This is a genomic window from Polaribacter sp. HA6-7, from assembly GCF_055693625.1.
The window spans coordinates 1,063,551-1,077,527 of sequence record NZ_CM146338.1 but is presented as its reverse complement, the minus strand read 5'-3'; the positions used below and the strand labels follow the sequence as shown (position 1 = coordinate 1,077,527).

At 33.0% G+C, this 13,977-nt stretch carries 9 protein-coding genes and 2 pseudogenes; 8 read left to right on the top strand and 3 right to left on the bottom strand.

Features of this window, described 5'->3' with window-relative positions; translation table 11 throughout:
* The first annotated feature begins 9 nt into the window (after positions 1 to 9).
* The 6 genes from ACZ1HD_RS05920 to ACZ1HD_RS05895 all read left to right on the top strand — a co-directional run bounded on the left by ACZ1HD_RS05920 (position 10) and on the right by ACZ1HD_RS05895 (position 8,760).
* The gene (locus ACZ1HD_RS05920; RefSeq protein WP_472688895.1) at positions 10 to 1,767 is read left to right on the top strand and encodes an autotransporter outer membrane beta-barrel domain-containing protein; all 1,758 of its coding nucleotides are present in this window, start codon (positions 10 to 12) and stop codon (positions 1,765 to 1,767) included.
* Positions 1,703 to 1,945 carry a hypothetical protein gene (locus ACZ1HD_RS05915; RefSeq protein ID WP_472688894.1) on the top strand — a complete coding sequence of 81 codons (243 nt, stop codon included), beginning with the start codon at positions 1,703 to 1,705 and terminating at the stop codon, positions 1,943 to 1,945. Before ACZ1HD_RS05920 ends, ACZ1HD_RS05915 begins: the two co-directional genes overlap by 65 nt.
* 83 nt (positions 1,946 to 2,028) lie before the next feature.
* Positions 2,029 to 3,513 (top strand): hypothetical protein, encoded by a 1,485-nt coding sequence (locus tag ACZ1HD_RS05910; RefSeq protein WP_472688893.1) that lies wholly within the window; start codon positions 2,029 to 2,031, stop codon positions 3,511 to 3,513.
* 737 nt (positions 3,514 to 4,250) lie between these two features.
* A complete protein-coding gene (locus ACZ1HD_RS05905; protein ID WP_472688892.1) occupies positions 4,251 to 4,643 on the top strand; it encodes a LamG-like jellyroll fold domain-containing protein in 393 nt (130 codons plus the stop codon).
* A gap of 117 nt (positions 4,644 to 4,760) precedes the next feature.
* Positions 4,761 to 6,506, top strand: a complete 1,746-nt coding sequence (locus tag ACZ1HD_RS05900; RefSeq protein WP_472688891.1) for a DUF8202 domain-containing protein — start codon at positions 4,761 to 4,763, stop codon at positions 6,504 to 6,506.
* A gap of 52 nt (positions 6,507 to 6,558) precedes the next feature.
* Positions 6,559 to 8,760, top strand: a complete 2,202-nt coding sequence (locus tag ACZ1HD_RS05895) for a T9SS type A sorting domain-containing protein (protein ID WP_472688890.1) — start codon at positions 6,559 to 6,561, stop codon at positions 8,758 to 8,760.
* A 68-nt stretch (positions 8,761 to 8,828) separates the two neighbouring features.
* Here the strand turns inward: ACZ1HD_RS05895 and ACZ1HD_RS05890 are convergent.
* Positions 8,829 to 9,829 (bottom strand): annotated as a pseudogene (locus ACZ1HD_RS05890) (N(4)-(beta-N-acetylglucosaminyl)-L-asparaginase).
* 213 nt (positions 9,830 to 10,042) lie between these two features.
* Between ACZ1HD_RS05890 and ACZ1HD_RS05885 the strand changes: the two are divergent.
* Together ACZ1HD_RS05885 and ACZ1HD_RS05880 are read left to right on the top strand one after the other, a co-directional pair.
* The gene (locus tag ACZ1HD_RS05885) at positions 10,043 to 11,119 is read left to right on the top strand and encodes an AAA family ATPase (RefSeq protein WP_375241199.1); all 1,077 of its coding nucleotides are present in this window, start codon (positions 10,043 to 10,045) and stop codon (positions 11,117 to 11,119) included.
* Positions 11,120 to 11,121: 2 nt separating this feature from the next.
* Positions 11,122 to 11,859, top strand: coding sequence for a hypothetical protein (locus tag ACZ1HD_RS05880; RefSeq protein WP_472688889.1), 738 nt, complete (start codon positions 11,122 to 11,124; stop codon positions 11,857 to 11,859).
* 121 nt (positions 11,860 to 11,980) lie between these two features.
* Here ACZ1HD_RS05880 and ACZ1HD_RS05875 read toward each other — a convergent pair.
* Together ACZ1HD_RS05875 and ACZ1HD_RS05870 are read right to left on the bottom strand one after the other, a co-directional pair.
* Positions 11,981 to 12,938, bottom strand: a pseudogene (locus ACZ1HD_RS05875) (glycosyltransferase family 2 protein).
* A gap of 212 nt (positions 12,939 to 13,150) precedes the next feature.
* Positions 13,151 to 13,957, bottom strand: coding sequence for an enoyl-ACP reductase FabI (locus tag ACZ1HD_RS05870; protein WP_077808918.1), 807 nt, complete (start codon positions 13,955 to 13,957; stop codon positions 13,151 to 13,153).
* Positions 13,958 to 13,977: the final 20 nt, after the last annotated feature.

Below are 13,977 nucleotides of genomic sequence, written 5' to 3'. Positions count from 1 at the left end.
TTCCGTAACATGAATATCTCATTTTACCCAAGAACAGATGCAGACGAAGGTCCGTTTCCATATCAAGGTTTAGAAAGTTTACAAATAGCAATAGAATTAAATGCGATCGAAGAATTAGATACTGATAATGATGGCGTACCAGATATTGTAGATGTTGATGATGATAATGACGGGGTTCTAGATACAGAAGAGTTAACAGTAGGTGCAACCACTTATGATCCTTTAGGTGATGAAGATGGTGATAAACTGCCAAATTATCTAGATACTAGAGATGATGGTACTGGTGATGGCTCTAACACAAGTTATATAGATTCAAACTCAGATGGTGTTCCTGATATTTTTGATTTTGATAATGACGGAATTCCTAATCACTTAGATTTAGATACCGATAATGACGGAATTCCGGATAACATCGAAGCTCAAACCACAAATGGATATATTGCCCCAAGTGGATCTGTAGGAAACGGATTTACCGACATTGACAATGATGGGTTAGACGACAATTATGATCCAGTAGTTGCTGGTGGAACAGCAGGTGTTGCAATTATTCCAGTAAATTCTGAAAATGACGGAGAGCCAGATTATAAAGACTTAGATTCTGATAATGACACTGTACCTGATACTGTAGAAGCTAATTTAATTTTAAGCGGCAACGTTGGCGAGAATGGTTTAGATAATATTTATGATAATGAAGATAATTATACAGACGTAAACGGATCTTTCGATAATACTCAAGTAGACAACTTTCCAGATCAAGACAATAATGCTAGTTTAGGATTGCCAAATGACGTAAATTGGAGAGATGTATCTGTTGCTGGTTTCATTGATACAGACGGTGACGGTATCGCTAATTCTATAGATATCGACAATGATAATGATGGAATTATTGATACATTAGAAGGTTATGCTACCGAATGTGCTAAATATGATAATGGATTTATAGAATCTGAAGTTAGTATTGTAAACTCTAATAATATTATTGGAGAACCAGACGGTAATTTCGGGCAAGTTTATAACGGCACTAGTACCTTTGATTTTGATTTCGGACAAACCTATCCTGCAGGAACTCAATATCAAATTACCTGGAGAAGAAGAAATAATGTAACTACGGGCACAGCATATATAGATTTAAGCGAATCTTCTGATAACAGCACTTATTTATTACACCCCATACGTCCGCAAAGTACTAATAATGTTACTTTTCAAAATACAATTGTAACTTCAAACGTAAGTTTTAGATATCTTAGATTTGCAAAAGGTACTATAAACACAGTAGATTATGAAGTCGATGCCATCGGAATTATACAAAATACAAATTGTTCTTTAGATAGTGACAACGATGGTGTACCAAACTATTTAGATTTAGATAGTGACAACGATGGTATTCCAGATAGCATTGAAGCGCAAGCTACAAACGCATACATAGCTCCTAGTGGTGCACCAAACGCTGGTTTTACAGATGCAAATAATAATGGTTTAGATGATAATTATGAAACTGCACAAGGTGGTACAGATATAACTCCTGTAAATACGGATAATTCTAATGACACCATTCCAGATTATTTAGATTTAGATTCTGATAATGACGGAACATCTGATAGCGCAGAAGCTAATTTGTCTTTACATGGTAATTTCGGTTTAAATGGTTTAGATTCTAGTTATGAGAATTCTGACAATTATACAGACGTTAACGGTAATTTCGATGAAACTCCTTTTAACGACTTTCCGAGACAATCCTACAGGTGGCGAAATAGATTGGAGAGATAATACAAGTACTTTTATTGATACTGATGGAGATGGAATTCCTAACAGTGTAGATTTAGATGATGATAATGACGGAATTTTAGATACTGTAGAAGGTTGTGATGCTGCCTCTATCATATCAGAAAACCTATCTTTTACAACCGTTTCGGTTCTGGATTTAGCTATAATGGTAACAATTTAAACTTCACAAACGGAACCGCCAATTATGTAAACAGTACGCATTCACCTGATTTTTCTACTTATGGTGTAAATGGTGACTTCGAAATGAAATTTACCATTAGTGGTAACTATACAGACTTTACGGATAGAAGAGTTGTTATTGGTATTAATGAATCTGGTACAGATTCATCTAATAGTTGGCCGGATGTAGATTTTTCTTTTTATGTAAGAGGTACCAATGAAACACTACAAATCTATGAAAACGGTAATTATATAGGAAATTTCGGAAGCGGAGCAAGTGGAAATATACTAAGTATCAGAAAAACAGGTACAAATGTAAGTTATTTAGTGAATGGTAATGTTGTTTATACAAGTGCACAAACCGCAAATGGAAATGATTATTACATTGACAGTTCTTTTTTCGGACAAACTTCTAACTTCGATTTAAATAATTTCCAAGTAGAATATATCAATCCTGCAGATGATTTTGATGGCGATGGAATTCTAAACTGCTTAGATTTAGATTCTGACAATGATGGAATACCTGATAATATTGAAGCTCAAAGTACTTTAGGCTATACCGCTCCAGATGGTATTTATGATACTAATGGTGTAGATACTGCTTATTCCGGTGGTTTAACTCGAGAAGATACAGATACAGATGGCGATTTTGATTATTTAGATACAGATTCAGATAACGATGGTAAATTAGATAATTTTGAAGCAGGTTTAACTTTAACAGGTGTATACGGCGTAAATGGCTTAGACAATGCTTATGATAACGGAGATAATTATAACGATGTAAACGGTTCTTTTGACAATTCGCAAAGTAATAATTTTCCTGATGAAGATGGTGATGTATTTAATTCTGGAGATGTAGATTATAGAGATGATACTTTTACAAATGATTACGATGGAGACGGAATTAGTGATGAATTAGATTTAGATGATGATAACGATGGTATTGTAGACGCAATAGAACTGGGACCTGGAAGTTGTTTAATTTCAGATCCTACAGGAGGCATATTAAACTGGAATAATGAATTCACAAACGGAGATACTACTTTTATTTCTGGTGATGATCCTTTAGGAACATCTGCAAATTTATCTAATAACAACGTAAACATATTATTATCTAGAACCTCAAACGTACTTAGTGAAAGTGAATTTAGAGTAAACAATGCAACAACAACTAATAGTTCTTATAATTTAAATCAAGGTGCCTCTTTTTCTGCTTTTTCTAGACATATTATCAATTTTGATGCTCCTGTTTTTGGAATCAATTTTACAATTTACGATGTAAATGTAGATGTGAATACAATTGCAATTGATAGAGTTAAAATAATCATTACTAAGCAAGATGGTACAACCTACAATCTTACGGCTGCAGATTATACAACTGGTGCTTCTAACTCTTTTACAGGTAATAATACTTTCTTAGGTACAAGCACAGCTTCATCAAATATAACAATCAACTCAATATCAGAATGGATAACACAAGTTCAAATTGTTTATGAAAACGCAGGTTCGGTAGTATTACTGCCACTCAAAATATTGCAATTGGCGATATCGGTTTTTGTACTCCAATAGATAGCGACGGAGATACTGTATTTGATTTTAGAGATTTAGATGCAGATAACGACGGTATTCCAGATAACATCGAAGCACAAACTACTTCAGGATACATAGCTCCAACAGGTAGTTACAGTCTTTTTGGTATAGATTTAGCATATGACACAGGTATAACGCCTGTAAATACAGACGAAACAGGTGAGCCAGATTATTTAGATTTAGACTCAGATGATGATGGTATCAACGATATTTTAGAATCTGGTTTAACTACTTTACCTAACAATGGTAGTACAACTACCAACCCAGTTGGTAAAAACGGTTTAGATAACACATTAGATAATGGTGATGATTATGTTGATGTAAACGGTTCTTTTGATAATACACCTGCAGATAATTTTACAGACGGTGATGCTGATGTTAATATTGGAGGAGATTTAGATTATAGAGATGACATTATTGGTGTAGATACAGACGGAGATGGAATTACAAATGATATTGATATTGATGATGATAATGATGGTATACCAGACATTATAGAGGATCAAGCAGATACTTCAATTTCACCAACTTTCGCAACAAATCCAGATGCGTATTGGCCATTAGACAATAATTCTAACGACGTTTACGGTAACGGCAATAACGAAAGACCAGAAACAAATCAACCCGATTATTCTACAGATGCAATTCAGGGAACACATTCAGCTGAATTTAATGGTACTAATGACGTTTTAAGATATAGTCAAGATGGCGGTTTTATGGAAGACACTTATACACATATAAGTTTTTCTGCATGGATAAAACCAGATGACGTTTCAGGGCAAAGAGTTATTTATGAAGAAGGAGGAGGAACAAATGGTGTAACATTATGGATTAACAATGGTGTAATCACATTATCAACTCGAAACGGCGGCGCAACTAACCAAAGAGATTTAGCACATCCTGTTTCTATAGCAGTTGATAACGCATGGCATCACGTAGCCGCAACTTTTGTAAACGGTATTTTAACTTTATATGTAGATGGTAACCCTGTAAGCTTAGATATTTCTGCAGACTACACAATAATTCCTGGTCACGGAAGTGATGGTGGTCTTGGTGGTCCAATTGGAGGAGGAACAAGCGCAGGTGTTAGTGGTTATTATTCGGTTTAATTGATGCTGCCGGATATAGTAATACACCTGCAGGAGTGTTTTCTGCTGAAGACATTTCAACTGAAGTAGCTTTAGGTAGCGATTCAGATAACGACGGAATAATAAACAGCTTAGACATTGACGCCGATAACGACGGTATTCCGAGACAACATAGAAGCACAACCAACAATTGGTTACATTTCTCCGAGTGGATCAGATACTGATAACGATGGTTTAGATGATGCTTATGACCCTGATTGTGCGTTAGCGGCAGATTGTGCAGGTATTATTGGTGTAGATTTAACTACTCAAGAAAATACAGATGCATCACTTACAAATCCAGATACAATTCCTGATTATTTAGATAGCGATTCTGATGGTGACGGATTATTAGATATTGAAGAAAATGGTTTTACAGACAATACTGTAAGCGGAACAGATTCTGATAACGATGGACTAGATGATAATTTTGAAGGATCGAATACAAATGACAGATATGATGTTAATGATGAAATTAACACACCATCGCAAGATTTACCTGATGAAGATTCAGATGTTAGTACAGATAATGTAGATTATCGTGATGAAGATTCTGATCCTGTAACACCAGACTTTACAGGAAATACTTTATGGTTAAGAGCTGATAAAGATGTAACCGGAGGTAATACAGTTACGCGTTGGGAAGATCAAACAGCTAGTTTAGATTTTGATGCTACTGCCGGTCAAGAACCAGACGCAAGTATTGTTGCTAATAATTTAAACTTTAATCCAACAGTAACTTTTAATCAAGCAAACGGAGATGGTTTATCATACACTGGCCTTTTAAACCCTAGAACAATGTATATTGTATACAACGATCAATCTAATACAGATTGGGCTACTCCATTTACACACAATGACGGTGCTGGTTTAGGACACGGAAATGGAAACACAACTAATGGTACAGATTTTGTTTTTGATACCACTTTTAATCCAATAGAAGTAAGAGACGGTGTTCAGTATGTTAACGGTTTAGAAACACAATTAACAGCGCATCCAAGACCTGATACTTTTGAAATGCATTCTAGAATATTCACTGCAAACATTTCACCAGATTCAGAAGGATCATATACTTACACAGTTGGTAGAGACAGAAACTTTACAACAAGAGTTATAGATGGTAGCGTTGCAGAAGTTATTTTATACAGTGACGCTCATTCAGATGCAAAAAAACAAAGTGTAGAAACTTATTTAGCAATTAAATATGGTTTTACTTTAAGTAATACCAATAATACTTCTGTTACCGACGGAGATTATGTTTTAACAGATGGTAATACTAAAGTTTGGGATTACACTGCAAACAGTAATTTTCATAACGATATTGCAGGTATTGGTAAAGACGATGCAATGGCTTTAGAGCAAAGACAATCTAAATCTGTAAATTCTGATGCATTAATTACCATTGGTTTAAATACAATTGCAGCAACCAACATAGCAAATTCAGGTAGTTTTTCTAAAAACAAAGATTTCTTAGTTTGGGGTAATAACAATGGTAACATAAACTCAATTACAGAAACAGAATTAGTTTGTGCGCCGGAAAAAACAATTGGTAGAACCTGGAAAATCGTTGAAACAGGAAGTGTTGGTTCCACTCAAATTACAGCAAATAAAGCAATTTTAGACGCTGCATTAACAACACCTAATACAATTAAAGTATTAAAAGTAGCAGATGATGCAAACTTTACTTCTAATGTAAACTACGTGTTGTTAACTGATACTGTTATAAATTCAGAAAATGTATATGCTGCACAGTACGACTTTAATGGTGTAAAATATTTTACATATTCAGAGATTAACGGTATTTTCTCGGAATGGAGACGCAAATGCTTGGACAGGTGGAAATAGTAGCCTAATTGCTGGCGGACCAAGTACAAATGCTGCAGATCGTGACAAAGTTATGGTTATCGACTCTCAAACATCTCTTACACATGCAGTTTTAACAGAAAATGTTGTAGTAGAATGTGTTTGGATAAAAGATGATTCTAAACTAATGGTATCAGACAATAGATATTTAGAGTTTGATGAAGATTTTATCTTAGACGGAGAAATGAAATTAATTGGCGACGGTCAATTGATACAAACACATGCTGGTTTTTCTAACGTAGAAGGTAACGGTAAATTATACAGAGATCAACAAGCTGTTGTGCCAAGTATTTACAGATATCATTATTGGTCTTCTCCAGTAAGAGAATTAAACCAAGATTCTTTTAGAGTTAAAGAAGTAATGAAAGATGGTAACGAACCTACTTCTGCGGCATCTACAATTACAGAAATAGATTGGTCCGGAAACGGTAACATTTATGATGGTGCACCTGGTGTTGCAGGCGTTACGCCAATTAAAATTGCACCTTATTGGATCTATTCTTATTTTAATGGTACTACACAAGCAGAGTATGTTCAAAGAAGAGAATCTAGCCCGATAAAAAGAGGACAAGGTTACACGATGAAAAGTACAGGTCAAAACCCACAAAACTTTACATTTGTTGGTACACCTAATGATGGTTCTATAACTTTTGATGTAGATCCTGCCACAACAAGTTTATTAGGTAATCCGTATCCAAGTGCTTTAGATGCAACAGATTTTATCAATACAAATATCAACGAAATCGACGGTACAATTTATTTCCGGGAACATACAGGAGAAGACAAAGCAAATCCTGCAAGTTCTGAAGGTCATAATTTAACAGGATATCAAGGTGGATACTCTCAAAGAAATATTTCTATGGGAATTGCAGCCAACGGTGTGGGTAGCTTACCTGCATTAGTTTTTGATTGGACAGATGCAATTTTAAGTGGTAACACTGTAACTCAAACTGTATCCGGAATTACAACTACAGTTACAAAATCTGCAGGAAACATTGGTTTATTACCTAACATCTTAGGTGTTGGTGGTACTTTAGGAAACATTATTGGTGATATTGGTTTAACAACTAGTACTTATGATGTTACTTTTGATTTTAACGCGAAAGTAGATTTAAAATCTATTTATTTATTTAATAATGTAATTCTACCATTAACAAATCCAACAGTAACCTTAACTCCAAACGGAGGAGCATCACCGGTTACACAAGAACTGTCCGGAATTACAGGACAAGAAATTACTTTAGATTGGGAAGATGTTACATCTTTTACGATTACAACAGACAGTCCTTATAATTTAATAATAGACGATTTAAAATTTACGAAAGGAAATTTACCAAGTTTAGGTGACGGTGTTTATCATGCGCCTAACAGATATATTGGTGTTGGTCAAGGGTTCTTCGTTTCATCTTCATCTATTGGTGGTAGAATTAGATTCGAAAATTCACAAAGAAATTATAGAGATAATAATTATGCTGCTGGCGGAACTTTCTTCTTTAAATCAAATCAGAAAAAATCTGCACAAGATCAAGAAACTAGTTTATTACCTAAATTAAAATTAGGGTTTAATTATAATGTTACAGACGAAATTAAATCGCATAGACAAATTGGTATCTCTTTTAGAAGAAACAATACTTTTGGTTATGATAATGGTTATGATAGTGATATTTACGATTTAAACAGTACAGATTTTTACTGGCATTTTCAAGAATATTCTAACAGAAAGTTAATTATAGCGGGGGTACCTTCTCTTGAAAAAGATATGGAAATACCATTAAGCGTAATCATAGGATCTAACAACAGTTTTACTGTACAAATTGATGAAGTTGAAAATATTGAAGACAATATCTATTTATTAGATAAGTTAACAAACACGTCTTACTTATTAAGTGATACAGCAACTGAATTAAACGTACCTGTTGGTACATATACCGATAGATTCTTTATTACATTTGCTAGTAAAAATGCTTTATCTGTAGAAAATGACACTATTTTAAGCGAGAATTTAGAAGTATTTATGGATAATGATAATCGTGAAATTGTAATTAGAAATAGCGATTTATTAAACATTAAAAAAGTAGAGTTATATAATTTACTAGGTCAGAAAGTAAATACCTATTCAAATTTAGAAAACGGTATAGAAAACAGACTTAAAATTAACAAACTACCAACCGCCATTTATACAGTAAACTTGGTTACAGAAAAAGGAAAAATTTCTAAAAAATTACTCATAGAATAATTCTAAAATAAAAAACCGAAACTTAAAAGTTTCGGTTTTTTTTATCTTCATATAGACATGAACAGCAATTATTTTTTTTGAATATAAGAACCAGACGCTATATAGGTTTGTTTGTCTTCTTGATATTTGCTTACTCCAAAACCAGGATGAATGCAATAACTACCAAATTCTCCTTTTTTATTTAAAGCCACATAACCAACCTGAAAGTTTTTATAATTAGGATTAGAAGAAACAATTCTTTTTACACCTTCTTCGCAAGCCTCTTGTGGCGTTCTACCTTGTCGCATTAACTCTACAATTAAAAAACTACCAACCGTTTTTAAAACTTCTTCTCCCATACCCGTTGCAGTTGCGCCACCAATGTCATTGTCTATAAACAAACCAGAACCAATTACAGCAGAATCACCTACTCTACCCGCCATTTTATAAGCCAAACCACTTGTTGTGCATCCGCCGAAATATCACCATTTTTATCAATGGCCAACATACCAATCGTATCATGATTTTCGATATTGATAATTGGTTTGTATTCCGATTTTTCTTTCCATTTCTCCCATGCTTTTTTTCTTGAAGCCGTAAGTAAATTTTCTCTAACAAAACCTTTAGAAACCGCAAACTCTTCTGCTCCTTTACCCGCTAATAAAACATGCGGCGTATCTTCCATTACTTTACGCGCCACAGAAATTGGATGTGCAATATTTTCCATGAAAACCACGGCGCCGTAATTTCCATCTTTATTCATAATACACGCATCTAAAGTTACATGTCCGTCTCTATCTGGCGTGCCACCGTTTCCTACCGTTGTGTTGTTTACATCTGCCTCTTCTACTCTACAACCTTGTTCTATTGCATCAATTGCAGTACCTCCATTTTTTAAAACTTCCCAAGCAGCTTTTGTGGCATTATGAAAACGCCAAGTTGCTACAACAACAGGTAAAACCGCTTTTTCATCTTTTTTTGTAGTCGCATCTTCTTGTATAGTTTCTTTACATGCCATTAAAGATGAAGAAACCGTTGCAATACCCAAACCCGTTACAGATGCTTTTTTTATAAAATTTCTACGTTTCATTAAAATAGATTCTAAAATTTCTACCAAATATAACAGAAATTAAAATTTAGTGTTGTTTGCTGTTTCTTATTTTGATAATAACTCTTAAAAACAAGTGTTTTTACCTATTGATTATGTAAACTAAAAAAGATAACTTCGCTAACTTCGATTATAAGTCATTAAAACGACAAGATAATCGTATTAAATTATGCACAAATTAAAAAACTGTACTAGATGATAAAAAAACTATTTGTTGAAGGATTAAATGGAAGGAAAACCCCATTAGATTTAACCTTTAATACAGATTTAAATTTACTGACTGGGAAAAATGGTTCAGGTAAAACAACAATATTAAAATTGATTTGGTTTTTAAATTCAGGACGTATGCTGAGTTTAATAAGGGAAATTAATTTCACTTTTGCAGAGATAACAACAAGTAATCAAATATTATCGGTAAGAAGAGATTCAAAAAACAGTACTATTTCAATTAGTGTTAATAAAGAAAAACCTCTTGTTTTAAGTGAATCTAATGTACGTGAATTGGAATACGGAATGAGAAGAGCAAATAGGGTAAATGATAGAATTATTGAAATACATAAGAACTCTATTCCTACTATATTTTTTCCAACTTTTAGACGTATTGAAGGTGGTTTTTCAATGGAAAATGGATTTGATCCAAGATATGGACCTCAAGATGATATTAAGGAAGCATTAAATGATTTTTCAAGAAGAATGTCATCAAGAAACCAACGTTTTATAACTTCAATTTCTACAGATGATATTGTTTCTCTTTTAAATGAAGAATATTCAAGTATAAATTCAAAAATTAACGCAAAACAACAAGAAAAATCAAATACAATAATTAAAAAAATTAAAGGTCAAAATAAAGATGAGAAACTAATACTAAAAGAAATACAAGTAGATATTGAAAAAATGGAAGATGAAAGGATAGAATTATTAAAGCCTTACACTACTCTTTCCGAATTAATTACAACTATTTTTCAACACAAAGGAATTAACCTAAAAAACTTAACTCTTGGAGAGGTAAATAATGCAATATCATCAGATAAACTTTCTGCAGGAGAGAAACAAATGTTAAGTTTCATATGTTATAATGCTTTTACAAAAAACAATACAATTTTCATTGATGAACCTGAACTAAGTTTACATCCAGATTGGCAAAGAACTCTTGTTCCTACATTATTAAATCAAGGTAATAATAATCAATTCTTTATGGCAACTCATAGTCCTTTTATATTTTCTAAATATTCAGATAAAGAAATAATACTATCTAACGACAAAGGAATTTAAGAATGGAATTAGTACTAAGTGTAGATGAAATTGTTGAAACATTAAAACGTTCTGACTTAACAACAATTCTTGTAGAAGGAAAAGATGATATTATTGTTTATAGATGGATTGAAGAGGAAATAGGAATTTTAAATGTAAATTTTTTACCTTGTGGTGGTCGCGGTAAACTATTAGAAGTATTTGAAAGACGTAATGAGTTTTCAAGCTTAAAAACAATTTTTGTAGCAGATAAAGACACGTATGTCTATATAAATCCACCTTCAAATTTAGAAGAAATAATTTGGACAAATGGATATTCCATTGAAAACGATTTATATTTTGGAAGACAAATTGAAAATTTATTAAATAGAGATGAACAAGAAATTTTTTCAACTTCTTTAAATAGTTTTATCGAATATTATTCTTTTGAGGTTCAAAATTTAATTGAGGGAAATGACTACCAATTAAGGAATCACCCTCAAAATATTGTATGTAAGATTCAAAATAAAGTAAAAGCGGAATTTTTAACTGACAGAAATTTCATAAAAGCACCTAAGGAATTAGAAAACAAGATTATTGAAAATTATGACGTTCTAATAAGAGGCAAATCTTTATTTGCTCTTTTAACAAGAATTTTGAGTCATCAAAATCGTGATATAAAACATTCAAAAATGAGTTTATTAGAACATTGTTATAAAACTCATAGAAGTGAGAAATTTATTGAGTTAATACAGAAAATTAGAGATAAAATTAGTGCATAAAACCGTATATAATTTATTGCTGGCTTCTTGCCTACTTACGAAAGTCCTCGCGGACTTTCTATCTGTGTTTTATTTGCTAACTTTAGTGATTAAAACACGCAACAAAACATACCAAAACACGTTAGCGAAACCTCTTAAAAAATTTAGATTTTAAAAACCCGGAGCCGTAACCATAAAATTGGGTTAAAGAAGTTACAATACTTAAAAATGCAACTTTTACACTTTTGTTTTGAAACAAAGAGTCTAGAAATAGTATGCACAAATAAAAGCAGTATAAGTAAAATAGTTGTGGGTAACCAAAAAATGCCGCAATAATACTTAGATCTAAACCTATTATAAAAACACTAGGAAACCAATAGGTAATTTTAGCAGTTTCCGGATACTTTTTATTTAAAATAGGTCTTGCGGTACCAAAACCAAAGGTTTGGTTAAAAAACTGGTTAATTGTGCTTCTACGTTTATGATATACAAAGGCTTTTTCTATTAATTGGGTTTCAAAACCATTTTCCCAAAGTCTAAAAGTTAAATCGATGTCTTCGCCGTTTTTCATTTTAGAAAAACCCTGTGTGTTTTGAAAGGCTTTTTTAGAAAGCCCAAGATTAAAACTTCGGGCTGAAATTTACCAACACTTTTTTCTTTCCTCTAATTCCGCCAGTTGTTACCACAGACGTCATCGAGTAATTAATGGCTTTTTGTAAATCTGTAAAACTTTCATGCGCTGCATCCGGTCCGCCAAAAGCATCTGTAAATTTACTTTCTAAAGCTTTGTTTACTGCAGTTAGATAGCTTTTAGGCACCAATACATCAGAATCTAAAATAATAAAATAGTTTCCGGTTGCTTTTTGCATTCCGAAATTTCTACTTGCTCCTGCACCACTATTCTCTTTAAAAAAGTATTTTAAATTTAGTTTGTTGTTATATTTTGCTACAATTTGTTCGCTTTTTTCTGTAGAACCATCTTCTATTATTAGAACTTCAAAATCGTTCGAAAAATCTTGTTGTGTAAGACTTTCTAGCAATTCGTCTATTTCTTTTGGACGATTGTAAACGGGAACTATGATAGAAAAATTAAGGTTCAAAATGTGTTTGAAATATGTGTTTTGTAAATGTAGAAAAATTAAAAAAGCTGAAAGTTTTTATTTCTAAAAATTTCAGCTTTTAAATATGCTTTTTGTTTTTTCTGTTTCTAATTGCTAGCAAACAAGTTTAGCCCTGATTGAGCGGCATGTTTGAGCTCTTTTGAGGCACGAAAAAAGCGAGTAGCGAAAGCAGGAAATAGCTTCTAAAAAAATTACTCGAATTTTTCTATCACAGCATCGCTTACGCCCATATTAGAGAATCCGCCATCGTGAAACAAGTTTTGTAAAGTTACTTTTTTTGTTAAGTCTGAAAACAGAGAAATTGTATAATCTGCACATTCTAATGCGGTTGCGTTACCTAACGGCGACATTTGGTCTGCGTATTTTATAAAACCATCGAAACCTTTAACACCGCTACCTGCGGTTGTTGGCGTTGGCGATTGAGAAATGGTGTTTACTCTAACTTTATGATCTCTACCAAAGAAATATCCAAAACTACGTGCTATAGACTCTAAATAGGCTTTATTGTCTGCCATATCGTTGTAATCTGGAAAAACTCTTTGTGCAGCCATGTAGGTTAAGGCAACTATACTACCCCATTGATTCATGGCGTTTTTGTTGTACAAAACATTCATAGTTTTATGAAAAGAAACTGCAGAAACATCCCATCCTTTTGTTGTAAAATCGTACTTAGGATCTGTGTAATGTTTACCTTTTCTTACGTTTACAGACATACCAATTGAGTGTAAAACGAAATCTATTTTTCCGCCTAAAATTTCCATAGATTTTTCTACAAGGTTTTCTAGATCGTCCATAGAAGTAGCATCTGCAGGTATAATTTGCGAGCCCGTTTTTTCTGCTAAAGCATCTAACTGACCCATTCGCATTGCAATTGGCGCGTTTGTTAAAACAAACTCTGCACCTTCTTCATGTGCTCTTTCTGCAACTTTCCAGGCAATTGAGTGTTCATTTAAAGCTCCGAAAATAATACCTTTTTTCCCTTTAAGTAAATTGTACATATGTATAACAATTTAATGCT